The sequence below is a fragment of the Phyllobacterium sp. genome, assembly GCF_037994405.1.
GTDB lineage: Bacteria > Pseudomonadota > Alphaproteobacteria > Rhizobiales > Rhizobiaceae > Phyllobacterium.
In genome coordinates, this window is record NZ_JBBNAN010000173.1 from 29,549 (window position 1) to 55,168 (window position 25,620).

The window sequence follows — 25,620 nt, forward strand, 5'->3', positions numbered from 1 at the left end:
AGCATCAGACCGGGTGGGGGAGAGCCGTCATCCGGGCCCGCTTTCGTGCGTGATACATTTGCCAGAGCGAGTGGCAGATGAGGGCAGTGATGATAATGAGGCCGCCGGCCAGGGTCGGATCGCTCGGCCGTTCGGAAAACACCAGCCAGATCCAGATCGGCGTCAACACGGTTTCCAGTAGATAGAACATTGCCACTTCGGGCCCTGAAATGAACTTCGGACCCGTTGCCAGACACAAGAAGGCAACTGTTGTTACCACCGCACCATTGAAAATGATCCAGCCGGGCACCGCAACCGCATAGCCGTTCTGCGATACCATGAAGGCCGCGACCACCATCGGCAATGCCGTGCCAATGATCGCGGCAAAACCCATGTCCTTGCCCGATGAACGGCTGACCGTGATAGCCGTCGAGAGGATGAATGTGGAGAGCAGGGCGACGAGATCGCCGAATAGATGGCCGGAAGAAAGGCCCTCGTAGACAATGATGCCGACGCCGGCCAGCATGAAGAACATGGCGACGAAGGTTACGGTCCTTGGCCGCTCCTTCAGGAATATCCACGAAAGCAACGCCGAGAATACCGTGTTGAACGCCAGGATAAACACAAGATTGGCGGTCTTGGTGTTGTAAACCGCAATCATGAAGGTAATCGACGTGAGGCCGTAAAGGGCGGCAACGATGAACCCGATGCGGCCAGGTACAATCGTGCGCATCTTGCCGGTCGCGAGACTCCAGACCGCCCAAATGACCAGAGCCGCGACAAAGGTCGTCACACTGCGCAACAGCAGGGTCGACCAGGTCTCGCCCTGGCCAAGCCGCAGCAGGGGAATATCGGCGGTCAGAATGAGGCCGCCAAGGCCGGTGATGAGCAAACCCTTGCGATGGTCGAGTTCTAGCTTTGACATGTGGCGTTTCCGTATTGTTATGATTTGCCGCATGCCAGGGCAGTTATGGGGCAGGCTAAGTCAGTCCTTAATCTTGGCGCTCCCAACCCTTGGGGCCAAGATGTTCCTGCGGCTTGTAGCGGATCTTGTACTGCATCTTGCGCGAGCCTTCGACCCAATAGCCGAGATAGACGTGTGGCAGGCCAGCGGCGGCGGCGCGCTGGATATGGTCGAGGATCATGAACGTGCCGAGCGAGCGGTGCGAATGCTCCGGATTGAAGAACGAATAGACCATCGACAGCCCGTCGCCCATTACATCGGTCAATGCCACGGCAATGAGTTCACCTTCGCCTTTCTTGGTGATGAAGGAATCCGGGCCGCGCCGCCGGTATTCGATGATCTGGGTCGGCACGTGCGTGTCCTCGATCATCATTGCATAGTCGAGCACCGTCATTTCCGACATGCCGCCTTTGTTATGGCGAGCATCGAGATAGCGCCGGAACAGGGAATATTGTTCAGTCGACGGTTCGGCGTGATGGATATTGCCAATCAGGTCCCGGTTGCGGTTCCAGACGCGGCGCATGGATTTGTCCTGCCGGAATTCGCCCGCGAGAATTCGCACCGACACGCACGCCCGGCAATTTTCGCAGGCCGGACGATAGGCGATGTTCTGCGAACGGCGAAAACCGCCTTGCGTCAGGAGATCATTCAGTTCACTCGCGCGACCGCCCACCAGATGCGTGAATACCTTGCGCTCAAGCTGGCCCTCCAGATAGGGACAGGGCGAAGGTGCTGTCAGGAAAAACTGTGGTGACTGCTGCGGTTGGTGCGTCATTCAAGATCCTGGAACGGTCGGCAATGCCTATAGAATCGTACGACCGCCGAAAACGTCAATTCAATTATATTGTATTCAGCTGTGAATGTCTGCGGTTTGCTCTAATCTGCAATACCGGTGCAGCGGATGCCATTCCAGGAATGGCTTGCGGCATCAAATCTGCCATTCGTCGAGCCACCCCAGCGGCCTTTGAACTCTTTAAAGTCGTCCGAGAATTTGAGATCGAGCAGTCCGGTCCCGTACTTGTCGGTCCACACCAGCGTTCGGGATGTTCCGGCGCCGTCCTTCTCGGTCAACGTCCCTTCGACGCGGCCAGCTGGCTCATCGAGTTCATAGCTTCCGGCCACGTGGCCGTCCCGGTCTACGTTGAAAAATGTCTCTACATCCTGGTAGTCACCACTGGAGATCATCTCACCGCAAAAGCGGCCAGAAGGCGATGCAGCCATGCCGCCAACCGCGCCAAATCCATAGAATACGAGCGCCGCGAGAGCGACCGCGAATGAGCGTAATGTCATCATGTTCAATGCCAAATGAAGAAGGGCTCCAGATCAGGAGCCCTTGAGATTAGTTATAAGCGCGGACCACCACGGTGCCCAGCAGCAGATCATGGACAGTCCGTTTGCGATCGAGAAACAGTGTTGCCAGCAGAATGAGCGGCGTCAGGACCACGTTCAGGCCCCAGAACAGAACTGTATGTACGACTGCGAGCAAGCTGTCGACTTTCTGCCCGTCGAGCCGCTCCAGCTTCAGACCCATCATCTGCATGCCTTTTGTCGCCTGGCGTGGTCCGCCCATTGTCGTCGCGACATAGGCGAGCGCGACCGCCGGAAACATGATGCCATAGAGAGTCCATCCCAGCCCCAGCGTCGCCACGCCAAGAATTGCAATAAGGATCGCGACGGGAATGCACAGGAGAAACACAATCAAATAGTCGATCAGGAACGCGAAGATGCGGCTCGTCCGCACGCCCTGATACATCCGCCAGTCATCCAGGCGGTTGGTGATGATTTCGCCATCAAGGGTCTTCGCGTTCATTTCGGTTCCTGTTTCAAAGAGACGGACACATTGCCGTTGCGCAGAAATTGGGAATTCGAGAACGATAATTCAAGGCGCGGTCAGGCCCCGGCTTTTAACCGCTCGGCAACGATCGGCGCGAAATAGGTCAGGATGCCGTCACAACCGGCGCGCTTGAAGGCGAGGAGTGTCTCCATCATGACTTGTTCTTCGTCGATCCAGCCATTGGCGCCGGCGGCCTTGATCATCGTATATTCGCCTGACACCTGATAGGCAAAGGTCGGCACGGAGAAAGTATCCTTGAGCCGCCGGATGATATCGAGATAGGGCAGGCCGGGCTTGACCATCAGCGAATCCGCGCCCTCGGCCAGATCCTGCTCGGCTTCGCGCACCGCTTCATCGGTGTTCGCCGGATCGATGTAATAAGTCTTCTTGTCGCCCTTCAGGCGCCCGGATGTGCCGATAGCCTCGCGATAGGGACCGTAAAATGCAGAAGCGAATTTCGTTGCGTATGCCATGATCGCGACGTCCTGGAAGCCGTTCAGGTCGAGCGCATCGCGTATGGCGCCGATGCGCCCATCCATCATGTCCGACGGTGCAATGATGTCGGCTCCCGCATCAGCCTGAAGCACGGCCCCCTTGGTGATCTGCTCGACCGTTTCATCATTGACAATGATGCCGTCCCTCAAAATCCCGTCATGTCCGTGGCTGGTGAACGGGTCGAGCGCCACGTCGGTAATCATGCCGATTTCCGGCACTGCATCCTTGATCGCCCGTGTCGCACGATTGATGAGGTTGTCTGCATCGAGAATGCCCGATCCTGCATCATCGCGCAGGTCAGGATCGATATTGGCAAAAGTGGCAAGCGCGGGAATGCCGAGCTTCGCCGCCCGTTCCGCCTCACGCACCGCCATATCGACGGAAAAACGCTGAACGCCCGGCATGGCATTGATGTCCTCACGCCGGTTGGTACCCTCGCACAGGAAAATCGGCCAGATGAGGTCGTTGACCGTCAGCTGGTTTTCCTGAACCAGACGGCGTGACCAGTCCGCCTTGCGCATGCGCCGTAAACGGCGGCTTTGCGTGATTTCATCGACGGTTCTTGGAGCGCGAGCCTGAAATGCCGGGTGTTTGTTCATGATTGCTGCCTTGTCTGTCGAAGCCAGACATTCTTTCTGTTGTTTGGAATGGTTTTAACAGGGATCGTCCTGTTGACCAAGATGCCTGCTTGGAGATGTGATCCATTGACGCGGTGCGCCGGAGTTTCCTAACCTCCAGCAAGAAACCTGGAGGGGCGCATGCAAATCGATTTTGGCGGGGCAGGCGAAATCGTATTCGAAAGGCGGGGCAAGGCCGGCCTGGTTCGGTTGACGCGGCCCAAGGCCTTGAACGCGCTAACCCAAACCATGGTCACTGCGTTTCATCGCGCGCTCATCGCCTGGTCCACGGACCCCGATGTTCATTGCGTTATTGTCGAAGGAGAGGGGCGAGCCTTCTGCGCCGGGGGCGACATTCTTGCTGTCTATCATGCTGGCCGCTCGCGCAAACCACTTTATGAATTCTTTGCCGATGAGTATCGCCTGAACGCCTATATCCGGCATTTCGCCAAGCCCTACGTCTCCCTCATCGATGGTATTTGCATGGGCGGTGGCGTCGGCATTTCAGTCCACGGTTCGCACCGCGTCGTGACGGAGAATGTCGTATTTGCCATGCCGGAGGTAGGCATCGGCTTCTTTCCCGATGTCGGAGGCAGTGCGTTTCTTCCGCATTTGCCAGAGCATTTCGGCACCTATCTCGCGCTGACGGGCAATCGAGCCCGCCAGGGAGATTGTCTGCAGAGCGGAATCGCCACGCACGCAATCAAGGCCGAGGATAAGGAGAGGGTGCGGCGAAGCTTGATAAGAACAGGCAATCCCGACATCGCTTTACGGGGTAAAACCATGAATCCCGACTATGAAACACCCGAGAAAACACGCGATATGATCGGCGTGCTGTTCGATTCGGAAACTCTGGGTGGCTGCCTCATCCGTCTTGGCGCGGCGGGGGTGAATGGAAACGAATGGGCACAGCAGATTCTGAATCTGATTAAGACGCGCTCGCCGACAAGCCTGCATGTGACGTTCAGACAGATCGAAGAAGGGCGAAGTCTCGAGATGGATCAATGCATGCAGATGGAATACCGGATACTTTCACGCATGCTTGAGAATCACGATTTTTATGAAGGGGTACGCGCACTGCTTGTGGACAAGGATAACGCACCCGTGTGGGAGCCAGCGAAAATAGAAGACGTGACGCCCGCAATGGTAGATGCCTATTTCGCTCCCTTGGGCGAGCGCGAACTGCAATTGACATGAATGGCATGACATGAACGAACGGCCTACTCATTTGCCATTCGACCCGACGATGGCCCAATTGGGCTTCGTCTGGTTTCTGCGGCTGGTCTCCATCTATTGCCTTGTGGCAGGTGTCGGCTATTGGGCGCAGCTCAGCGGCTATTACGAGGGGCTGCTCTGGCGCTTTGACCTCATGCCCTGGCAATGGAAAGTCGCTTCAGTCTCATTGGCCATGCTTTACCCTGTAGCTTCAACGGGCCTCTGGATGATGGTATCCTGGGGACCGGTCATCTGGTTTGTCGCTGCACTTGGTGAAACGCTAATGTTTACGGTCTTCTCCAAGTATTTCTTTTACAGGCCACAGATCGCCATCATTCACGGCTGTGTGGCGGTGCTCTATATCTGCTTCCGCACCGTGCTTTTCCTGCAGAAACGGCAGCAGGCCAAGCCTGTGAGATAAGCAAAACCAGGAAAAGTGGACACCGGTTTTCCGTCCGGATTTGCGGCAGACGCGACCGGCGGGTAAGTCTTCATTAAGACTGAAATTGATTCATTCGCGGTAAGGTACTGTTAAGTCTGTGTTTTAAGTCGAATTTTATGCGTATTGGATAGTGTTGCCTCAACGGTGAGAAAAATACACCGAAACAACAGTGAGGCAGGTAATATGAACAACACACAGAGAAAGTCTGGCGCAAGCCCGCATTCAACACCAAGTGATACAGCATTGCGGACACTTTATCTTGAAGCACTTCAGTTAGTCGAACGGTTACATCGTCGTCTACTTGATGTGGTCAAGGATGAATTTGACCGCAACGGCCGCAGCGACATCAATGCGATCCAGGCATTGCTGCTTTTCAACATCGGCAATGCAGAACTGACGGCCGGTGAACTGCGTAGCCGCGGTTACTACCTGGGTTCGAATGTTTCCTACAATCTGAAGAAACTCGTCGAACTCGGCTTCATCTCCCACGAGCGCTCACGCACCGACCGTCGCTCGGTAAGGGTGAGCCTGACGGAAAAGGGATCGGAAGTCGCGGAACTGGTTGCGGGTCTCTATGAACGCCACGTTGCCTCCATCGAACATGTCGGCGGCATCAAGGCGGAAGAATTCCAGTCCATGAACAAGGCTCTCCAGCGTCTTGACCGTTTCTGGAACGACTCCATCGCCTACCGGATGTAGGCGCTGGATTGTTCTTCGAACAAAAGCCCGGCTTCGCAGCTCGCGAAGACGGGCTTTGTAATACCGGGGCACATCATGCGCTGTCTGCTCGTTGTCGCATGTTCACGCCCGATCTCTAAGCCCCAGTCATCAATCCGCCATAATGGCGTGGAATGCGACGACAGCTATTTCATGTTCAGAGAAATGCCCCGGACAGCCGGAGAGGCCTGATCGGTCATCACGAATGCGCGATCAGTGTTAAAGTCGCTGTTTGTTAAGGGTGTTCCTGATAATTTTGGAAACCAAGTCGCCGTTTTGTATCGCAGACGGCAGTCGGCTGCAGAACTTCCAAGGGTTGGACAAATATGAAAAAATTCGGATCATCAGCGCTCGATCGCCGCGCATTTCTGAGAGGCGTGGCTACTGCTGGTTTTGCTGCCGCGGCATCATCTGCCTTCGCGCAGCAGTCTGATATTGGCGATATTCTTGCTGCACCCCGTCGCGGCAATTGGGACGATCAGTTCGATGCCCGCTCGAACAGTCATGCCAAGGTTGCGAGCTTCCAGCCGATCGCCAGCCCGGAGACTGCGTCCTTTATCGAGAGCGCGATTAATACCTACAGCCAGATTGTTGCCAATGGCGGCTGGCCTGCGGTGAATCCAACCGTGAAGTTGCAACTCGGCGTCGTTGATCCTTCCGTAGCTGTCATGCGCAAGCGCCTGATGATCGCAGGTGATCTTTCCGAAAGTGCGGGCATTTCGAATTCGTTCGATACCTATGTCGATGCTGCGGTAAAGCGTTTCCAGGCACGGCACGGCCTTCCGGCCGACGGCGTCATGGGCCAATATTCTATCGCTGCGATGAATGTTTCCCCCGATATTCGCCTCGGTCAGTTGAAGACCAACCTCGATCGTGTCCGCACGCTCGCTGCGGCCGATCAGGGTCCGCGCTACGTCATGGTCAATATTCCAGCGGCGCAGCTTGAAGCGGTTGAAGGCGGCCGCGTTGTTCAGCGCCACACCGCCATCGTCGGCAAGATTGACCGCCAGACCCCAATTCTCGATTCCAAGATCCAGGAAGTCATTCTTAATCCTTACTGGACGGCGCCGAAGTCGATTATCGAAAAAGACATTATTCCGCTGATGCGCAAGGACCCGACCTACCTTACGCGCAACAAGATCCGCCTGTTCGACGAACGGACACGTGAGGAAATCCCGCCGGAAAGCGTTGATTGGAACACTGACGAAGCCGTGAAGCTGATGTTCCGGCAGGATCCGGGCAAGATCAACGCCATGTCGTCGACGAAGATCAACTTCCCCAATTCTTATGCGGTTTACATGCACGATACGCCGCAGCAGGGTGTCTTCAACAAGCTGATGCGTTTCGAATCCTCCGGTTGCGTCCGCGTTCAGAACGTGCGCGATCTCAATGTATGGCTCCTGCGCGACACGCCCGGCTGGGATCGTCAGACGATGGAGGCAACCATCAAGACCGGCGTCAACACGCCCATTCAGGTTACCAATCCCGTTCCGCTGCACTTCGTCTATGTGACTGCGTGGTCAACCGGCGATGGCGTGGTCCATCTGCGCGATGACATTTACGAGCGTGACGGCCAGGCTGCCCTGTCGATCGGCACGAACACTTGATCTTGCAGCAATCAGGAGCTGTTAAAGACCGCCTCAGGGCGGTCTTTTTGTTGGGGAACCATTTGAGAATTCAGCCCGACGAGGCAGATGGGTGGCTTGCGAGGACCGGATCGCAATGGATATTGGTCCATGTGAACAGGCGACTGCAGTAATTCGCAGCGGATGTGCATCAGGCCGGAGAGATCAAAAGGTTCTCATGGCGGTTTCGGGCTAAAGCTTTTCGCCCTCCGGCCATTGGCCTTGCCGGTTTAAGTATGATAATGCGCCGCAATTACCTATGAATTACCCACCGGCAAATGAGGGTCCAGACACCATGTCGAATGCAGATACCTTTTTCAACGCAGCGCTCGAAGAGATCGATCCGGAAATCTTCGGTGCAATCCGCAAGGAGCTGGGCCGTCAGCGTCACGAGATCGAGCTGATCGCTTCGGAAAACATTGTTTCGCGCGCCGTGCTCGAAGCTCAGGGCTCGATCATGACAAACAAATATGCCGAAGGCTATCCGGGTAAGCGCTATTATGGCGGCTGTCAGTTCGTCGATATTGCCGAAGAATTGGCAATCGAGCGCGCCAAGCAGTTGTTTGGCTGCGAATTTGCCAATGTTCAGCCGAATTCCGGCAGCCAGATGAACCAGGCCGTATTCCTGGCGCTACTGCAGCCAGGTGATACATTCATGGGCCTCGACCTTAATTCAGGCGGTCACCTGACCCACGGTTCACCCGTCAACATGTCCGGCAAGTGGTTCAAGGTCGTATCTTATGGCGTGCGTCAGGATGATCATCTGCTTGATATGGATGCTATCGAAAAGCAGGCGCACGAGAGCAAGCCAAAATTGATCTTGGCAGGCGGCACTGCCTATTCGCGTGTGTGGGACTGGAAGCGCTTCCGCGAGATCGCCGATGCTGTCGGCGCTTATCTTATGGTCGACATGGCGCATATTGCCGGTCTCGTTGCCGCCGGCGTTCATCCGTCGCCGCTTCCATATGCACACGTCGTCACGACGACGACACACAAATCATTGCGTGGTCCACGCGGTGGCATGATTCTCACCAATGACGCCGAGATCGCCAAGAAGATGAACTCGGCGGTATTCCCGGGTCTGCAGGGCGGACCCTTGATGCATGTCATCGCCGCGAAGGCGGTTGCATTCGGTGAAGCGCTCAAGCCGGAATTCAAGACCTACGGCAAGAACGTCGTCACCAACGCGCAGACCCTGGCCGAGACTTTGAAGAAGAATGGCCTTGATATCGTTTCCGGTGGCACTGACAACCATCTGATGCTCGTTGATTTGCGTCCGAAGAATGCAACCGGCAAGCGGGCCGAAGCTGCGCTCGGCCGTGCGAATATTACCTGCAACAAGAACGGCATTCCCTTCGACCCAGAGAAGCCTTTCGTTACCTCCGGTGTTCGCCTCGGCACGCCGGCTGGAACGACGCGCGGCTTTGGCCCGGCAGAATTCACGGAAATTGGCAATCTGATCTCCGAGGTTCTCGATGGTCTGAAAGTGGCCAACTCCGACGAGGGCAATGCTGCTGTCGAAAAGGCTGTTCAGCAGAAGGTTGTCGACTTGACAGAACGCTTCCCGCTTTATCCTTACCTGGGATAAGTAGAGTAGATCGCTTGATTTTATTCGGGCGGAGGCGATTGTGATGGATCGAACGGTCCGTTCACAATCGCCTCCGCCTGAACACTTTTATCTCGTCGATAAACACACTATCTTCAGCCAAAATTGATTGCGTTCAGAAAGTCATTCGATGCGTTGTCCCTACTGCCAATCCGAAGACACTCAGGTCAAAGATTCTCGTCCGGCCGAGGACGGTGCGGTGATCCGCAGGCGGCGTGTCTGTTCCGTTTGCGCAGGACGCTTTACCACGTTTGAACGTGTCCAGCTGCGCGACCTCACTGTGATCAAGAAGAGCGGCCGCAAGGTTGCCTTTGACCGAGACAAGCTGATGCGCTCTGTCGAAGTGGCGTTGCGCAAGCGCCAGGTTGACCCCGAGCGGGTCGAGCGCGCTGTGTCGGGTATTGTTCGCCAGCTGGAAAGCTCCGGAGAGCCGGAGGTTTCGTCCGACGAGATCGGCCGGTTGGTCATGGACGCGTTGAAGGGCATCGACGACATTGCCTATATCCGTTTCGCCTCAGTCTATCGCAATTTCCGCGAGGCCAAGGACTTTCATGACGTTATTGACGAGATTACCTCGGCTGATGTCGCAGCTGATCCGGTCTCGGACCAATGAGCCAAGTGACCGGGCCGGAGCAAAGGGCGCTTGATCGCCGCTTTATGGACGCGGCCATTCGTTTGTCGCGCAGCCATCAAGGACTTACGGGGACGAATCCATCCGTTGCCACCCTGATTGTCAAGGATGGCGTGATCGTCGGGCGCGGGGTCACGGCCATTGGCGGACGCCCCCACGCCGAAACGCAGGCCCTGGCCGAAGCTGGTGAAAAGGCGAGGGGCGCAATTGCCTACGTTACGCTTGAACCGTGTGCCCATCATGGCAGGACCCCGCCGTGTGCGGATGCGCTGGTGACGGCAGGAATTGTTCGCGTCGTTTCTGCAACCAATGATCCCGATGATCGTGTTGCTGGCAAAGGCTACGCGATCCTGCGCGCTGGCGGAATCGAAGTTGAGGAAGATGTGCTCGGCGCAGAAGCAGCGGACTATCTCGCAGGTTACTTGATTCGCTCTTCGAAGAAACGCCCGGAAGTGACTCTAAAGCTTGCGCTTTCAACTGATGGTTTCATCGGCAGGAGCGGCGACGGGCAGATAGCCATCACGGGCACCGTCTCCCGGTCGCAGGTTCATCTGCTGCGCTCCGAATCCGATGCGATACTTGTCGGCATCGGCACAGTACTTGCTGACGATCCGCAGCTGACGTGCCGCCTGCCGGGCCTGGAAGCGCGTTCACCGATCCGCATCATCCTCGACAGCCGGCTCCGCCTGCCGCTTGACAGCGCATTGGTCAGGAGCGCGCGCACGGTTCCGGTCTGGGTGGCGGCCCGGGCCGATGCTGACCCGGAAAAACGGCAGGCGCTCGTCTCGGCGGGCTGCCGAATCCTCGCTACGGAAACCGATTGCGGCGCCACCGCGCTTCCGGAATTGCTCGATGACATTGCCGCACAGGGCATATCGACATTGATGGTGGAAGGCGGTGCGACGGTCGCGACCTCGTTTTTGCAGGAAGCCCTGGTTGATCGCCTGGCGCTTTTCCAGGGCCCAGTCGCAATTGGCAGCAACACCGGGGTTGCAGTCCCTGAGCTCCACTCCCATATCGCTCGGGGTTTCAAATTGTCGCATGAATATCGCTTTGGTGATGACCGATACAGCGAATATGTCAGACCTGTCTAAGGAAGCACGAATGTTTACTGGAATTGTAACGGATATTGGCAGAATTGGTCAGGTGAAGCCGCTCAATGAAGGCGTTTTGCTGCGCGTCGAGACCAATTATGACCCTGAAACGATCGACATCGGCGCATCCATATCCTGCTCCGGCGTTTGCCTGACCGTTACGACGCTTCCTGAAAAGGGATCGAATGCACGCTGGTTCGAAGCTGAGGCCTGGGAGGAGGCCTTGCGCTTAACCAGCATCGCCGGCTGGAAGGCTGGAACACGGATCAACCTCGAGCGCTCGTTGAAGCTCGGTGATGAAATGGGCGGTCATCTGGTCTCTGGCCATGTTGATGCGATGGCGGAAATCATTCGGCGGGAGGACGAGGGCGATGCCGTGCGCTTCACGCTGCGGGTAGCGGAGCATCTGGCACGTTTTATAGCCCCCAAGGGATCGGTTGCGCTCGATGGCACATCGCTGACCGTGAATAGCGTCAACGACAGCAAATTCGATGTCCTGCTCATCCGCCATTCGCTCGAAGTGACAACGTGGGGCGACCGCAAGGTTGGTGACAATGTCAATATCGAGATCGATCAGATGGCGAGATACGCTGCGCGGCTTGCAGAATATCCGAAATCAGCCTAGGACCTCAGCCAACGGCGGCGACGCCACCCCATTTCCCTTGGAGTTATCATGTCCAAAAAGAAGGCGCAGGCGCCACATCTGTTGATCGTGGAAGCACGGTTCTATGACGATCTGTCTGACGCACTGCTGAATGGCGCCAAACTGGCGCTCGACGAAGCCAATGCCACTTATGATGTAGTCACTGTCCCGGGGGCCCTGGAGGTCCCGGCAGTCATTTCTTTCGCCCTGGATGCTGCAGTGGAAGGCGGAAAGGAATATGATGGTTACGTTGCGCTCGGTACCGTCATTCGCGGCGAGACCTATCACTTCGACATCGTCGCCAACGAGTCCTGCCGCGCGCTGATGGATCTTACTGTCAATGAAAGCATTGCGATCGGCAATGGCATTCTGACCGTCGAGAACGAAGAGCAGGCGTGGGTACGTGCGCGCCGCGAAGACAAGGACAAGGGTGGGTTTGCAGCACGTGCTGCATTGACCATGATTGCCATCAAGGAAAAGCTTGGAGCCTGAGGATGCCTTCTACGAAAGACGGGCAAAGCCCAGCCGCTAAGACAGCCAACAAGCGTGGTGTTGCCCGTCTGGCCGCTGTTCAGGCACTCTATCAAATGGACGTCGCGGGCACTGGTGTTCTCGAGGTTGTGGCGGAATACGAAGCGCACCGCCTTGGTAAGGAAGTGGACGGTACCCAATATCTCGACGCCGATCCCCAATGGTTTCGCGCGATTGTTTCCGGTGTCGTTGCGGAGCAAACCTTGCTCGATCCAATGATCCGCCAGGCGCTGACCGAAGACTGGCCGCTTTCGCGTCTCGATTCGACCTTGCGTGCCATCCTGCGCGCCGGAATCTGGGAACTGAAGGATCGGGTTGACGTTCCGACCGCAGTCATCGTTTCGGAATATGTCGATATCGCCAAGGCTTTTTATACGGAAGAAGAACCAAAGCTCGTCAATGCTGTCCTCGACAGGCTCGCCTATGACATTCGGGGCGAGAGCAAGGGTGTTAAAGGCCCGCGACGTTAATCAAACGCTCAGATTATTATCTGTGGCGCGGACATTGATGTTTGGCTGGATACTTCCAATCGTAGAGAAGAACGACCCCAGCGATGACCAGGCCAGACAACGGCATTAGAAAAATAAAAGCATTTGCGACGTTGTCATTGCTTCATCCTCATTTGAGCAACGTGAGGCCATCCGGTCCATATAGGGCAGATATGGTGGGCGCTAGCCCTCCGACGGCAAAAATTGCGATACCAATCCCATTCAGAAATATTGAAAACAGTTTGATCCGCTCATTGTAGATTACTCGCACTCGCAAACCTTCCATTGCCTGCCTCTAGACAATATTGACGCACGCCTTCTCAATCAGCCAGCCTGCTTTGGTCGCGCATTTCACTAAGATGCGAAAGACCTTGACGTTTTCGCATTTGCTTCGTTACTCCTTACACATACGGTCGCGTTTCTGCCGGCCTGGCGGATTTTGGTGTGCCGTACCGAACCTGACCCGGGGAGGGGTTTTTCCGGTCAAAACCTGAGGGAGTGGCATGACAATACTGTTTCTGGTCATTGCCTGCGGTCTGCTGTCTGTCGTCTATGCTATCTGGGCCACCAAATCGGTGCTCGCGGCGGACCAGGGCAATGCGCGCATGCAAGAAATCGCCGGTGCAATCCGCGAAGGCGCACAGGCTTATCTCACACGTCAGTACACGACGATTGCCATGGTCGGCGTCGTCGTATTCATCGCCGTCTGGTTTCTCCTGACAAGCACGGCAGCGATCGGCTTCATGATCGGTGCAGTTCTTTCGGGGCTTGCCGGATTTATCGGCATGCACGTTTCTGTCCGTGCCAATGTGCGCACGGCACAGGCTGCATCCCGCAGTCTAGCAGCTGGTCTCGAAATTGCTTTCAAATCGGGCGCCATCACCGGCATGTTGGTCGCGGGCCTCGCGTTGCTTGGCGTGTCGGTCTACTACTGGGTTCTGACCGGCCCGATGGGCTATGCGCCCGCTGACCGTACGGTGATGGACGCTCTGGTCTCCCTTGGTTTCGGTGCTTCCCTCATTTCCATCTTCGCACGCCTTGGCGGCGGCATCTTCACCAAGGGCGCCGACGTTGGCGGCGATCTTGTCGGCAAGGTCGAGGCGGGAATCCCCGAGGACGATCCACGCAACCCGGCAACGATTGCAGACAATGTCGGTGACAATGTTGGTGATTGCGCGGGTATGGCTGCCGACCTGTTCGAAACCTATGCTGTGACGATCGTCGCTACAATGGTTCTGGCTGCCATCTTCTTTGCAGCAACACCGGTGCTTGGTGCGGTTATGCTCTATCCACTGGCGATCTGCGGCGCCTGCATCATCACTTCGATCGCCGGCACGTTCTTCGTCAAGCTTGGTGCCAATAACTCCATTATGGGCGCGCTTTACAAAGGTCTGATCGTGACGGGACTTCTGTCGATTGTCGGTCTCGGCGCGGCGACGTCCATGACCGTTGGCTGGGCGGAGATAGGGACAGTTGCCGGCAAGGTTGTCACCGGCGCCAACCTGTTCATTTGCGGCCTTATCGGGCTTGTGGTGACGGGTTTGATCGTGGTGATTACCGAGTATTACACCGGCACCAACAAACGTCCTGTTAACTCGATCGCTCAGGCTTCGATTACCGGTCACGGGACCAACGTGATCCAGGGTCTCGCGGTTTCGCTCGAATCGACGGCATTGCCGGCACTTGTTATCGTTGGAGGCATCATCTCAACCTACCAGCTCGCCGGTCTTTTCGGCACAGGTATTGCCGTTACAGCGATGCTGGGCATTGCCGGCATGATCGTGGCGCTCGATGCTTTCGGCCCGGTCACCGACAATGCCGGTGGTATCGCTGAAATGGCTGGACTTGACCCGGAAGTACGCAAGTCCACTGACGCGCTCGATGCGGTCGGTAACACTACCAAGGCGGTCACCAAGGGCTACGCGATCGGTTCTGCCGGCCTTGGCGCTCTGGTCCTGTTTGCAGCTTACGCCAATGATCTGCAGTTCTTCATCAGCGAAGCCAACAAGGATGGTGCCACCGCATTCTCCTATTTCAAGGGAATCGGTGCCGTCTCCTTCGAATTGTCCAACCCCTATGTGGTTGCGGGCCTCATCTTCGGTGGTCTCATCCCTTACCTCTTCGGTGGCATTGCGATGACAGCTGTTGGCCGTGCAGCGGGCTCGGTGGTTGAGGAGGTTCGTCGGCAGTTCCGGGAAAAGCCAGGTATCATGCTGAGCACCGAACGGCCTGACTATGCGCGCGCTGTGGACATCCTGACGCGTGCGGCGATCAAGGAGATGGTTATTCCGTCGCTTTTGCCGGTTCTCGCCCCGATCGTCGTGTACTTTGGCGTGCTGCTGATTTCGGGCTCAAAGGCCTCCGCGTTTGCTGCGCTTGGAGCGTCACTCCTTGGCGTGATCATTAATGGCATCTTCGTCGCCATTTCGATGACGTCAGGTGGCGGTGCGTGGGATAACGCCAAGAAATCCTTCGAGGACGGCTTTGTTGGCAAGGACGGAACCCGCCACATGAAGGGTTCTGAAGCTCATAAGGCTTCGGTTACGGGTGATACCGTAGGTGATCCGTACAAGGATACGGCGGGCCCGGCGGTCAATCCGGCGATCAAGATTACCAACATCGTTGCGCTGCTGTTGCTGGCGGTGCTCGCGCACTAGCCTCAAGTAGCATCAACAAAAAAACCCGCGAAACCATGTTTCGCGGGTTTTGTTTCTGAGATGCGCGTTAGTCGGGCGCCCCGCCGGTGGGCGTGCGACCGGTACCGGGAACGGCAGGTGATTTGCTGACACCCGCCAGCATCTGACCGAGGAACGAAAGGTCCTTGCCGCCTGTCGGCGTGGTGCGGGAAATGAAGTCGAACACCTTGCCGTCTTGCAAACCATAGTTCGAAATGTTCTGGACCTTGCCGTCCTTGTCGAAATAGACAGCCAGAATGCGGCGATCCGTTACTTTCGGCATCATGAAAGCGACGGTGCGTTTACGCTTCTGCGAAATATAGTAGAAAACCTCATTGTCGAAGGTGGCGGTGGTAGACGGACTGCCAAGCGACAGGATAACCTGTTCACGGCTCGACCCCACAGGAACAAAGTCCAGCGCTTTTTGGTCGAGTACATATCCTTCGGTCAGTGTCTCGGTTGGATTGAGGCTGGCCGTATTACAGCCAGCAAGTCCTGCGGCTAAAAGAAGGGTCCCGGCGAGAAGGTATTCCCGTGGACGATCGGTCTTGAAAATCCGCTGCAGCAACGACATCTCCATTTCAAACTGGGCGCAAGTCTTTCGCTGCCCGCAGAACTTCGGTAAACCACCTTGAAGTCCGATGCAACACGCGACTCGTGCTGCGTGGAGGACTCAAGTTAAGGCACAACTCTATGATTCTCAGTCTATTTAGCCGCAAGGCCAAAGCAAATGAGGCGATTACCATTGCGCTCTACGATGCGATCGTGGCAGCGGCGCGGCAGCCCACCCTTTATTCTGACTTCGAAGTACCGGATTCGCCATTGGGCCGCTACGAAATGCTCTCGCTGCATGTCTTCTTGTTCGTACGGCGTATCAAGGGAAGAACCGAGGCGCTTAGATCGATTGGTCAGGAGGTGACGGACGAGTTCTTCAAAGACGTCGATCATTCCCTGCGCGAGCTCGGCATCGGCGACACGGGGGTGCCCAAGCGCATGAAGAAACTCGCGCGCATGTTCTACGGCCGCATCGAATCTTACGACAAAGCACTCGAAAACAATGATTATCCCGCACTTGTCGCGGCGCTCGCCCGCAATGTCCGCCCGGACACCCCGAACTGGGCAGGCGCAACCCCGCTTGCAAATTATGTCGGCCAGGTAGTGCGGCAGCTTGAGGACCAATCCGATGATATGATCGCGACCGGCAAGGTGACATTTCCCGACGCCGCTGCAGATATTGCATCATCGTAGGAGGACGCACGATGACGAGGAATACAGATGGGGCATTAAGCTTTCCCGTTTCGGTTCAACGGCTGCAGCAAAAGGGACTTGCCGTGAAAATTGAGGCAAATACTCACGAGCGTGAGGCATTGCGTGACATTCATGAGCTCGAAGATGTCAAATCCTTTGTGGCCGACCTTCAGATCATACCGTGGAAGAAGGATGGTGTTCGAGTTCGCGGTGTTGTCAAAGCCGAAATCGTTCAGTCATGCATTGTGACCCTTGAGCCGATTGACGCGAAGATAGACACCGAAATTGATTCGATTTTTGTTCCGGAAAATTCCCGACTTGCCCGTCTGCCGCTCGACGAGAATGGTGAACTGATCATTAGTGCGGAGGGTCCAGACATACCGGAGACATTTTCCGGCGATACGCTTGACGCGGGTGCGATTGCCGAGGAGTTTTTCGAACTTGCGATCGACCCCTATCCGCGCAAGCAAGGACTAAAGGCCGCTCCACCCATCGTAGTGACCTATGGAGAGGACGATGGCGAGGCTGAAAAGCCAGAGAATCCCTTTGCGGCACTGAAGGATTGGAAACAGAAGACTTGATCGGATAGCCATCCTGCGGGTAGATGCATGAAACATGGTCTGCAGATCGCATTTATCACCATTCTAGGGACAGGATTTTCACGATAACGCAGCTCGGTGAGTTGGTAGATGCGCAGAAACCAGTTGTGCGCCAATGCAAAATGACTATTTTCGCCGAGTCTTTTCAAAGAACATCCTTTGCTTACCCACAAGCACTGAACAGGACAGGACAATCGAGAGTGATCAGAATTTCCATTGATGCCATGGGCGGTGATTTCGGTCCTGAAATCGTTATTCCCGGCATGGCAACGGCGCTGGAGCGCCATCCTGACATCAGGTTTGTGATCTTCGGGCGCGAGGAAGAAGTCAAACCGGTGCTTGCCCGCCATCAGGCATTGTCCAATGCTTCTACCTTCCACCATTGCGACGTTGCTGTGCGCATGGACGAGAAGCCCAGCCAGGCTCTGCGCAGCGGTCGTTGGAAATCGTCCATGTGGCGCGCAATCGAAGCGGTCAAGACTGGCGAGGCTGATGTCTGCGTTTCGGCTGGCAATACCGGCGCGTTGATGGCCATGTCCAAATTTTGCCTCCGCACCATGGCCAATGTTGAGCGGCCAGCGATTGCCGGCGTCTGGCCGACACTGCGCGGCGAAAGCATTGTGCTGGACATTGGCGCGACGATTGGTGCAGACGCGCAGCAGCTCGTTGATTATGCGGTAATGGGTGCGGCTATGGCGCGCTCGCTCTTCGAGATCGAGCGGCCAACAATTGGCTTGCTCAACGTCGGCGTCGAGGAGATCAAGGGCCAGGACGACGTCAAGGATGCAGCTCGAATCCTGCGTGAAATTCCGCTACCAAGCCTCGAATATTACGGTTTCGTCGAAGGAAATGACATCGGCAAAGGCACTGTCGATGTTGTTGTGACAGAAGGTTTTGCCGGAAATATCGCGCTCAAGGCGGCCGAAGGCACGGCCAAACAATACACTCAGTATTTGCGCGACGCCATGAACCGTACCTTGATGTCGAGGATCGGCTATCTTTTTGCCAAGGGTGCGTTCGACCGCATGCGTGAAAAGATGGATCCCCGCAAAACCAATGGCGGGGTATTTCTCGGATTGAACGGCGTCGTCATCAAGAGTCATGGCGGCACCGATGCTTTGGGCTTTGCTTCAGCCATCGATGTGGGCTACGACATGGCCCACAACAAGCTTTTGGACAAGATCGCGGCGGATTTGACCCACTTCCACAAGAGCCCGGTCGGCGTGGCCTTCCAGGGCGAGAGCGACGCAGAAGCTGAGATAGAACAACAGGAAAAATAGATGATCCGGTCAGTTGTCAGAGGTATAGGCGCAGCCAAGCCGGCGCGTGTGGTAAAGAATGCTGACCTAGAAGGCATTGTTGAAACATCAGACGAATGGATCGTTCAGCGGACCGGCATCCGGCAGCGCTATATCGCTGGTGAGGGTGAAACGACAGCTTCCCTCGGCGAAGCAGCTGCGCGGGCAGCGCTGGACAATGCCGGCCTGACACCGGATGACATTGATCTGATTATCCTTGCGACCTCGACGCCGGATAATACGTTTCCTGCCTCGGCAGTCGATATTCAGGCACGCCTCGGGATGACGCATGGCTTCGCATTCGACATGCAGGCGGTTTGCTCGGGTTTCGTCTATGCCGTCACCACGGCTGATCTCTATATTCGTGGCGGCATGGCCAGGCGCGTTCTGGTGATAGGATCGGAGACCTTTTCCCGCATCCTCGACTGGAATGACCGCACGACCTGTGTGCTCTTTGGTGATGGTGCCGGCGCGCTTGTGCTGGAAGCAAGCGAAGGGCGCGGTTTGACCTCGGATCGCGGCGTTTTGACCGCCAATCTTCGCTCTGACGGCTCGCACAAGCAGAAACTATATGTTGATGGCGGCCCCTCCACGACACAGACTGTCGGGCACCTGAGAATGGAGGGCAGGGAGGTCTTCAAGCACGCCGTCGGCATGATTACCGACGTCATCGAGGCGTCGTTTTCCGAGGCCGGAATCACCGCTGAGGACATCGATTGGTTCGTCCCGCATCAGGCCAACAAGCGCATCATCGATGCCTCCGCGAAGAAGCTCAATCTGGCGGAAGAAAAGGTGGTCATCACGGTCGACCAGCACGGAAATACTTCAGCCGCTTCAGTACCCTTAGCTCTTGCGACCGCGGTCGCAGACGGTCGCATCAAGCAAGGCGATTTGGTGCTTCTTGAAGCCATGGGTGGGGGCTTTACGTGGGGTGCAGTTCTGCTACGGTGGTAGCGGGTCTAGCGGGTCTGCAGATTAGTTCACGAACTTTTCCAACCTGCTTGCCCGATCGGTTTTCATCCTATAACTTCCGCTGTCACCTGGTAGTTTTGCAACAAACGAGAGCTTTGAGATCGTATGGGGGGTAAGACCATTACGCGCGCTGATCTGGCTGAGGCAGTCTATCGCAAGGTAGGGCTTTCGCGCACAGAGTCAGCTTCACTGGTCGAGACAATTCTCGATGAAGTGTGTGACGCAATTGTTCGTGGCGAGACAGTAAAATTGTCATCTTTCGCCACGTTCCAGGTAAGAGACAAGAACGAACGCGTTGGCCGCAATCCAAAGACGGGTGAGGAAGTTCCGATTTTGCCGCGCCGGGTCATGACGTTCAAGGCGTCCAACGTTTTGAAGCAGCGCATTTTGCGGTCGCACCAGACCCGCAAGAAGAAATCTGCCTGACACAAGGCAGATTCGCAGATTCGAGACGCTGTCGAGCGAGATTGCTGTGCGGTAGTCTCGTGTCGCGCTTGAAAAATGGAGCATAAACCGCTGAAATGGACGTCGAATCAGATTTTCTCCTGAAAGGGTGAAAACATGGACAAGAGCCCCGACGCATTCAGAACCATCAGCGAAGTCGCAGAAGACCTTGATCTGCCCCAGCATGTCCTGCGATTCTGGGAAACCCGGTTCACGCACATCAAGCCCATGAAACGTGGCGGCGGTCGGCGGTATTATCGTCCGCTCGATGTCGACCTGCTGAAGGGTATCCGCCATCTTCTCTATGATCAAGGCTATACGATCAAGGGAGTGCAACGGCTCCTGCGGGAAAACGGCACCCAGTTCATCATCGCACTTGGCAGTGGCGACACCGCCGCGGCGGAAGCGATCAGCCAGCAGAAGCAGGCGACTGCCCGCCAGGAAGAAGCGATAGCGGCCGAACAGAGCAGGGCAGACGATGCCGAAGAAGCTGCCGTCATGGGCACGCCGAAGGCTGCCCCGCATGGCCGTCGCCTCTTTGGATTGATCAAGGGCGACGACGAAGGGCCGGTCGCTGCCGACGGCAAACGGCTTTCCAAGGACAATCGAACGCTTCTGCAGGAAACACTCTTTGACCTTCTCGAGTGTAAGCGTCTCCTCGATCAGGTCCGTTAACAAGAAAAAGCCCAGCTTTCACGTAAAGCGAAAGCTGGGACTCGGGGGTTGGCCGTGGGGTGCGGCCTGACTGGTTGGGGGACCAGTTTTCTAAAAATGCACATCGACGCCGATTGTTCCAAAAAATTTGGATTTATTTTATCCCCGTGCAAGCATGCCTATGATGACACCAAGTCCGGCAATGATCATCAACGTCGAAACCGAGTTTTGAGTCGGTGTATCCGCAATCCTTCTTGCCCGATAACCTAGTCCTATTGCCGCTCGCCGGCCTTGTTCCTTTATCTCATCATAGGTCGAGCGGTCATCGTCGGCAAAGTCGTCCAGTATTTCGATTCCCTTCTCGGAAAGTGTTTTGGCAATCGCCGCCAGATCGCGTTTCAGATCGGCAATCTGACTTTTCAAGAGCGCCTTGTCTGCGTCGCCCTGCATCGCTTCGGTCATATCATCCATTGTGTTCATCCTTGCATGGGCCAATGATTAGCGCCGTGAGAACAAGCCAATAAGCAAGGCTGCACCTGCTACGATCGCCAGGGTTGCGACAGGGTTTTCCTTCGCCGTGTCCGCGGCGTACCGGGCCTGCCTGCCAGCCACGCGCTTCATCTCGTCAAACCTCTCACCGCGCAAATCTGAGAGGCTGGCGGAGATTTTCGAGATTTCCTTCCGCAAGGCCGCAATCTGTGCCTCAACGTCAGCCTGAATATCGTCCGCATTTTTCGAGAATATAGCCATGTCATAAGCTCCTGTTCATCACGAGGGAATAACGGCTGCGCACGGCATATGTTCCGCTGTAGAATGAAGCGCCGGAGGTCAAACGTGAACCGCGCCGTGTTCCTTCTCGTCAGGGTCGTCAGTCAGCAGCGCCGCATAGGCAAGCCAGCAATAGAACATAACCACCGCGACCAATATGGCCCAACCGGGTATTGGCCCGAATGCAGCATTCCCGACAATCTCGTGCAGGGACCGTGCGACGTCGAGCGTTCCGCCCTCGTCCTGCAATTTGGGTGTCGAGATTTTCAGCACCCATGCCAGAAGCAGAATTAAAAACATCCACATATAGTTGCGCCGCAGGCGTCGCGCCATCGCCGTCCGAATGGAGATCATGAATTGCGGTCTGCGCAAATCTTGACCCAGCAGGCGCGACCACTCGCTGTCTGGCTCGGGCAGGGGGGCCAGGATCTGGGCGAAGTAGTGTTTCTCCAATCGGCGCACCCGGCCGCGATAGACGTCGAAGAACCGATAGCGCCGGGCTTCGATCAGAAGGAGAAGTTGTACCAGCACCATCGCAAACAGGAGCACGCCATGGTGTGACGTCGGCGTGGATAAGGATAGCGACAGCATTGCCGCAACACCAGTGATGGCCCAGTTGGTTGTCCGGTCGATCCGGTCGCGCCAACCTGCCATGCGCCCCATCTCGGCGCGATGATAATGCGCCAATACCGTGATGTATTCGGCTGATGTGGCTGGCAGCGGTGGTGCTGACCATTTCGGCGCGATATTTTCTTCTTGAAGTTGTTTCTGAGCTTCGTCCATGTCGGCCTCCCAACGGACCCTCCGCCCTCGTCCAATTTACACCAAACCGCTATCAATAGCTCGCGTTAGAGCTTCGTGCGACGTTTGGTGCTGCTCGGTCCAACCAGTGCATTTGTGTGCGGTTGGGCATATTTTCCTTTTTTACTCCATGCAGCGGCTGCGGAGTGGAATGCTCCTTGGCAACGATAGTTGGTACCGGTGCTAACGACACCCTGTTCGGGACGAATGAAAACGACCGGATCTGGGGACTTGCCGGCCAGGACGATCTGGACGGCGGAGAAGGCGATGATCTCCTCGATGGCGGCGACGGCGACGGCGACGGCATCCTCATCGAAGGCGCTACGCTCGCCGATCTCTCGGCCGACGACGTTGTCTTTACCTGGGGCTTGCTCAGAAACTGGAGCGGGAGGTTTGGTATGACTTCGGTTGAATTTCAACCGAAGTCGATCTCAATCGAGGAATGCTTCCACAGACTTCCGCTTGCCGAGCAGGAAGGCATCGGCCACGTGGCGAAGTGGAGCCACGTCGACATCCGACCTGCCAGATTTTATGATTTCGGCAAAGCGACTATAGAGCGTAGAGTATTCGTGCTCCGGCTCCGAGAATTTGAGCTCATCATTGATCGACAGCTTCGCGCCGCCTTCTGCGAGGACCATGGTTCCGGCTTCGGTCTCAGCGACGATATCCCAGGTCTGCTTTCCAGTTTGCCGCCAGTCGAACACCGCGTGGATTGGCAGATTGTCGGCGTCCTTGAAATGCAGCTCGGCGGCAATGGGTGCGTCGCAATTCTCCGGGAATTCAAGCGTCGCGGCTGTGATGAAGGCGGCCTTGGGCAAAATGTGTGTGACAATCGAAAGCGCGTTGATACCTGGATCAAAAACGCCAAGACCGCCGGCCTGCCAGATCCAGGCTTGGTTCGGGTGCCAATGCCGCACGTCTTCCTTCCAAATGACTTTCACACTTTTGATACGTGTGGAAGCGAGGAAAGCTTTGGCGGGCTCGACGGCCGGGGCATAGCGCGAGTGCCAGCTTGCGAAGAGCGATACCCCCTTAACCGCGGCCGTCGTTTCCAGATCTGCAACTTCGGAAAGCGTGGCTCCCGGAGGCTTTTCAAGGAAAACATGTTTGCCGGCCGAAAGCGCCTTATGCGCGGCCTCGTAACGAAATTGTGGTGGCATGCACAGAGACACTGCGTTGATCGAAGGGACTGCGTCCAGCATTGCGTCTATGGTTTGGTAGGCCGGAACGCCGTCGATCGTGCCGTGGCGGCTTGCTGTCGCAACCAGATTGAAATCCGCGCTCTTGTTGACCGAGGGCAGATGCTGGTCGCGAACGATTTTGCCGACGCCGACGATGGCGAGATTGATAGGTTGCATGTTGTGAACTCGCTTTGATGTGTTACTTCAAAGTATGACTTATCACGGCCGGCTTTTGAAGCACGATAAAGGTGCCGTACTGGCGGTGTTGGAGAGACACCCCGTATGGACTGGGAGACGGAACCACATCCCTTGAAACAATCAAGGTCGCAACCTGTGGTTTTGGGAAGGGCAGAGCAAAATTGTGTTGATAACGGCCAATTGCGGGAAATGAAACGCAATAGCAGCACATGAGGGGTGTTCAACCATCAAGCTGCAGATCGATCATCTCAGCCGGTTACGGCCATCCGGATACGGGATATCAAAATCTTTGGCGACTTCAATGAAAGCGATTCGCACAGTGCAGGACTGGTGCTCGTCCGTCCCATGAGGTGCAGTTCTGTGCATCTTTGTTTGCCAAAATCTCATTCAGTAGCAGCCCACGCAGGACAGACTTGATAGACAAGGACAAGCACTGGTACGTGGTGCGGACCAATGTGAAGGCGGAAGACAAAGCTTCAGCCAACATCCGAAAGGCTGGATACGACGTCTATTATCCGCGCCGCCGCGTTGAGGTGAAGAACAAGCGGACGCACACCTATACGACCCGAGAAACCCCGCTGATGCCGCGAGATGTGTTCGTGGGCTACCTCAATCCGATCGAAACTTCTTCAAGGTTCGTGGCTGCGCCGGCGTTGAATGCATCTTGGGCGTAGATGGCCGTCCGGCTCGCATTTCAGCCGATCATGTTGAAGCGATCTATCTCGCCGAGGTTGACATGCAGTTCGACGACACCCGCGCTGCGCGCATCTTCTGACATCTTCAAACTATTCGGGATAGCAGGGGATCAGGTGAGCGCTTACTCCCAATCGCCGTTTCGATTATCTGAAGATTGGCGTGTTCCTTCAGAACCTCAACCACCACAAAGGGACACTCAACTAGGCAATCCGACTTAGAGATTCACCCCCGCAGATGCGGTCTCAAGGCGCCACCATGCGCAAACTCCACGCGTGGCTGCTTTGGAACGCCTGTGAACTAACGGCGCGCCTAATGCTCCTGCGCTATGTGCGCTTGGTGAAACCTAGGGGGTGGCTTGGTACCACTGGCGGTGAAGGAACAAGACCTGCCGATTAAGCAATACAGAGGCAGGCCGGGCCAGTGGATGTTGGCCACCAGCGGTACGAGCGTGCACTTGTATGGTTAAGAAAACGTGAGGCCTTGCTATCGCGCCTCGGGCGGCCGGTCAGGGAGTGCACGCTTCTGGCAGCTAATTGTTTCCAGCCCAGGACGCGCGGCGTGGTATACCATCACTATCCGGGGAAACATTGGATACGCAGCCGCTCAGCGCCATCAAAATCAACACCAAAAATAGTCGCATCTTTCCCTCCGAATTGGGAGCACTTAGCACGGATGTCATCCTGGTGCCTGGCCGCCGACCGAAAGCGAGGCCCGTTCAGAAACTTATGGAGAGAAATGGGCGGGCCTCGTTGTTGCGGATCTCCAGAACGGCAACCGGAACGGATGGCGCAGCCGTTTCGTAGATAAAGGCGTCGGCCATACAGGAAACTTCCTGCATCCTGCCCAAGTAGCAAGTACGAACACCGCGCAAATGACGAATGTAGACATCTAAACTATCCGAGCCGCCTTGCCGAAATAATGCATGGGCGTTCGGCGGTTATCAAATCACAATGATGTTGAGATCGCGATCGCGTGAACAAGAAGAGGCGCGTGTGGAGGCCGGTGCTGGAGTGAACATCCCACCGAGACGGAACCGGAAGAAGCGCTCTGCTTCAGCCCTTTATCTTTACAGCGCTCGCAACTTAGTCGAACGGCTTTTCAATGTCGCAACGCGTTACGACAAGCTTGCGGCCAACTATCTGGCATTCATCCAACTCGCGTCGATCAGGTTATGGCTGCGCATTAACGAGTCCACGCCCTAATCT

General features: G+C 56.1%; 28 protein-coding genes and 2 pseudogenes. 20 read left to right on the forward strand and 10 right to left on the reverse strand.

What is annotated here, in order from left to right:
- Positions 1-4: 4 nt before the first annotated feature.
- The 5 genes from AAAC48_RS10205 to hemB all read right to left on the reverse strand — a co-directional run bounded on the left by AAAC48_RS10205 (position 5) and on the right by hemB (position 3,871).
- A complete protein-coding gene (locus tag AAAC48_RS10205; RefSeq protein WP_340654075.1) occupies positions 5-904 on the reverse strand; it encodes a DMT family transporter in 900 nt (299 codons plus the stop codon).
- 67 nt (positions 905-971) lie between these two features.
- Positions 972-1,718: an arginyltransferase gene (locus AAAC48_RS10210; protein ID WP_340654076.1), complete on the reverse strand. Its 747-nt coding sequence runs from the start codon at positions 1,716-1,718 to the stop codon at positions 972-974.
- 101 nt (positions 1,719-1,819) lie between these two features.
- Positions 1,820-2,236 carry a hypothetical protein gene (locus AAAC48_RS10215; protein ID WP_340654077.1) on the reverse strand — a complete coding sequence of 139 codons (417 nt, stop codon included), beginning with the start codon at positions 2,234-2,236 and terminating at the stop codon, positions 1,820-1,822.
- Positions 2,237-2,282: 46 nt separating this feature from the next.
- Positions 2,283-2,753 carry an RDD family protein gene (locus AAAC48_RS10220; protein WP_340654078.1) on the reverse strand — a complete coding sequence of 157 codons (471 nt, stop codon included), beginning with the start codon at positions 2,751-2,753 and terminating at the stop codon, positions 2,283-2,285.
- A gap of 80 nt (positions 2,754-2,833) precedes the next feature.
- Complete coding sequence (gene hemB / locus AAAC48_RS10225; RefSeq protein ID WP_340654079.1) at positions 2,834-3,871, reverse strand: porphobilinogen synthase; 1,038 nt, start codon at positions 3,869-3,871, stop codon at positions 2,834-2,836.
- A gap of 159 nt (positions 3,872-4,030) precedes the next feature.
- Between hemB and AAAC48_RS10230 the strand changes: the two genes are divergently transcribed.
- From AAAC48_RS10230 to AAAC48_RS10280, 11 genes are all read left to right on the forward strand, one after another.
- Complete coding sequence (locus tag AAAC48_RS10230) at positions 4,031-5,086, forward strand: enoyl-CoA hydratase/isomerase family protein (protein ID WP_340654080.1); 1,056 nt, start codon at positions 4,031-4,033, stop codon at positions 5,084-5,086.
- 10 nt (positions 5,087-5,096) lie between these two features.
- Positions 5,097-5,525: a DUF6163 family protein gene (locus tag AAAC48_RS10235; protein ID WP_340654081.1), complete on the forward strand. Its 429-nt coding sequence runs from the start codon at positions 5,097-5,099 to the stop codon at positions 5,523-5,525.
- 204 nt (positions 5,526-5,729) lie between these two features.
- Positions 5,730-6,245, forward strand: coding sequence for a MarR family winged helix-turn-helix transcriptional regulator (locus AAAC48_RS10240; RefSeq protein WP_340654082.1), 516 nt, complete (start codon positions 5,730-5,732; stop codon positions 6,243-6,245).
- Between the two features lie 344 nt (positions 6,246-6,589).
- Positions 6,590-7,870: a L,D-transpeptidase family protein gene (locus AAAC48_RS10245; protein WP_340654083.1), complete on the forward strand. Its 1,281-nt coding sequence runs from the start codon at positions 6,590-6,592 to the stop codon at positions 7,868-7,870.
- A gap of 313 nt (positions 7,871-8,183) precedes the next feature.
- Positions 8,184-9,476: a serine hydroxymethyltransferase gene (gene glyA / locus AAAC48_RS10250; RefSeq protein WP_340654084.1), complete on the forward strand. Its 1,293-nt coding sequence runs from the start codon at positions 8,184-8,186 to the stop codon at positions 9,474-9,476.
- Between the two features lie 148 nt (positions 9,477-9,624).
- Entirely contained in the window at positions 9,625-10,107 is a 483-nt protein-coding gene (gene nrdR, locus AAAC48_RS10255) for a transcriptional regulator NrdR (protein ID WP_340654085.1), read from the forward strand.
- Complete coding sequence (gene ribD / locus AAAC48_RS10260) at positions 10,104-11,219, forward strand: bifunctional diaminohydroxyphosphoribosylaminopyrimidine deaminase/5-amino-6-(5-phosphoribosylamino)uracil reductase RibD (RefSeq protein WP_340654086.1); 1,116 nt, start codon at positions 10,104-10,106, stop codon at positions 11,217-11,219. The genes nrdR and ribD overlap by 4 nt, the downstream gene beginning before the upstream one ends.
- Before the next feature lie 10 nt (positions 11,220-11,229).
- Positions 11,230-11,844 carry a riboflavin synthase gene (locus tag AAAC48_RS10265; protein WP_340654087.1) on the forward strand — a complete coding sequence of 205 codons (615 nt, stop codon included), beginning with the start codon at positions 11,230-11,232 and terminating at the stop codon, positions 11,842-11,844.
- Positions 11,845-11,892: 48 nt separating this feature from the next.
- Positions 11,893-12,354, forward strand: coding sequence for a 6,7-dimethyl-8-ribityllumazine synthase (ribH, locus tag AAAC48_RS10270; RefSeq protein WP_340654088.1), 462 nt, complete (start codon positions 11,893-11,895; stop codon positions 12,352-12,354).
- Positions 12,355-12,356: 2 nt separating this feature from the next.
- Positions 12,357-12,863, forward strand: a complete 507-nt coding sequence (gene nusB / locus AAAC48_RS10275; RefSeq protein ID WP_340654089.1) for a transcription antitermination factor NusB — start codon at positions 12,357-12,359, stop codon at positions 12,861-12,863.
- A gap of 521 nt (positions 12,864-13,384) precedes the next feature.
- Entirely contained in the window at positions 13,385-15,538 is a 2,154-nt protein-coding gene (locus AAAC48_RS10280; protein WP_340654090.1) for a sodium-translocating pyrophosphatase, read from the forward strand.
- Positions 15,539-15,605: 67 nt separating this feature from the next.
- On the opposite strand, the gene AAAC48_RS10285 is transcribed toward AAAC48_RS10280, so the two are convergent.
- Positions 15,606-16,124, reverse strand: coding sequence for an outer membrane protein assembly factor BamE (locus AAAC48_RS10285; RefSeq protein WP_340654091.1), 519 nt, complete (start codon positions 16,122-16,124; stop codon positions 15,606-15,608).
- A gap of 125 nt (positions 16,125-16,249) precedes the next feature.
- Between AAAC48_RS10285 and AAAC48_RS10290 the strand changes: the two genes are divergently transcribed.
- The 6 genes from AAAC48_RS10290 to AAAC48_RS10315 all read left to right on the forward strand — a co-directional run bounded on the left by AAAC48_RS10290 (position 16,250) and on the right by AAAC48_RS10315 (position 20,792).
- Entirely contained in the window at positions 16,250-16,804 is a 555-nt protein-coding gene (locus AAAC48_RS10290; protein WP_340654092.1) for a ubiquinol-cytochrome C chaperone family protein, read from the forward strand.
- Positions 16,805-16,815: 11 nt separating this feature from the next.
- Positions 16,816-17,385, forward strand: a complete 570-nt coding sequence (locus tag AAAC48_RS10295; protein ID WP_340654093.1) for a DUF177 domain-containing protein — start codon at positions 16,816-16,818, stop codon at positions 17,383-17,385.
- Positions 17,386-17,603: 218 nt separating this feature from the next.
- Positions 17,604-18,683: a phosphate acyltransferase PlsX gene (plsX, locus tag AAAC48_RS10300; RefSeq protein ID WP_340654094.1), complete on the forward strand. Its 1,080-nt coding sequence runs from the start codon at positions 17,604-17,606 to the stop codon at positions 18,681-18,683.
- Entirely contained in the window at positions 18,684-19,655 is a 972-nt protein-coding gene (locus tag AAAC48_RS10305; protein ID WP_340654095.1) for a beta-ketoacyl-ACP synthase III, read from the forward strand.
- 123 nt (positions 19,656-19,778) lie between these two features.
- The gene (locus tag AAAC48_RS10310) at positions 19,779-20,099 is read left to right on the forward strand and encodes an integration host factor subunit alpha (protein ID WP_340654096.1); all 321 of its coding nucleotides are present in this window, start codon (positions 19,779-19,781) and stop codon (positions 20,097-20,099) included.
- 135 nt (positions 20,100-20,234) lie between these two features.
- Positions 20,235-20,792 carry a MerR family transcriptional regulator gene (locus AAAC48_RS10315; RefSeq protein WP_340654097.1) on the forward strand — a complete coding sequence of 186 codons (558 nt, stop codon included), beginning with the start codon at positions 20,235-20,237 and terminating at the stop codon, positions 20,790-20,792.
- A gap of 138 nt (positions 20,793-20,930) precedes the next feature.
- Here the strand turns inward: AAAC48_RS10315 and AAAC48_RS10320 are convergent, their stop codons facing one another.
- The 3 genes from AAAC48_RS10320 to AAAC48_RS10330 all read right to left on the reverse strand — a co-directional run bounded on the left by AAAC48_RS10320 (position 20,931) and on the right by AAAC48_RS10330 (position 22,322).
- Positions 20,931-21,242, reverse strand: coding sequence for a hypothetical protein (locus AAAC48_RS10320; protein WP_340654098.1), 312 nt, complete (start codon positions 21,240-21,242; stop codon positions 20,931-20,933).
- Positions 21,243-21,269: 27 nt separating this feature from the next.
- Positions 21,270-21,521, reverse strand: coding sequence for a hypothetical protein (locus AAAC48_RS10325; RefSeq protein WP_340654099.1), 252 nt, complete (start codon positions 21,519-21,521; stop codon positions 21,270-21,272).
- Between the two features lie 78 nt (positions 21,522-21,599).
- Entirely contained in the window at positions 21,600-22,322 is a 723-nt protein-coding gene (locus AAAC48_RS10330; RefSeq protein WP_340654100.1) for a DUF2270 domain-containing protein, read from the reverse strand.
- 176 nt (positions 22,323-22,498) lie between these two features.
- Between AAAC48_RS10330 and AAAC48_RS10335 the strand changes: the two are divergent.
- Positions 22,499-22,636: pseudogene (locus tag AAAC48_RS10335) on the forward strand (hypothetical protein); the annotation flags it as partial.
- A gap of 135 nt (positions 22,637-22,771) precedes the next feature.
- On the opposite strand, the gene AAAC48_RS10340 reads toward AAAC48_RS10335, so the two are convergent.
- Positions 22,772-23,698, reverse strand: a complete 927-nt coding sequence (locus AAAC48_RS10340) for a Gfo/Idh/MocA family oxidoreductase (RefSeq protein WP_340654101.1) — start codon at positions 23,696-23,698, stop codon at positions 22,772-22,774.
- 434 nt (positions 23,699-24,132) lie between these two features.
- Between AAAC48_RS10340 and AAAC48_RS10345 the strand changes: the two genes are divergently transcribed.
- Complete coding sequence (locus AAAC48_RS10345) at positions 24,133-24,393, forward strand: transcription termination/antitermination NusG family protein (protein WP_340654102.1); 261 nt, start codon at positions 24,133-24,135, stop codon at positions 24,391-24,393.
- A 1,038-nt stretch (positions 24,394-25,431) separates the two neighbouring features.
- Positions 25,432-25,617, forward strand: a pseudogene (locus AAAC48_RS10350) (IS5/IS1182 family transposase); the annotation flags it as partial.
- Positions 25,618-25,620 lie beyond the last annotated feature (3 nt).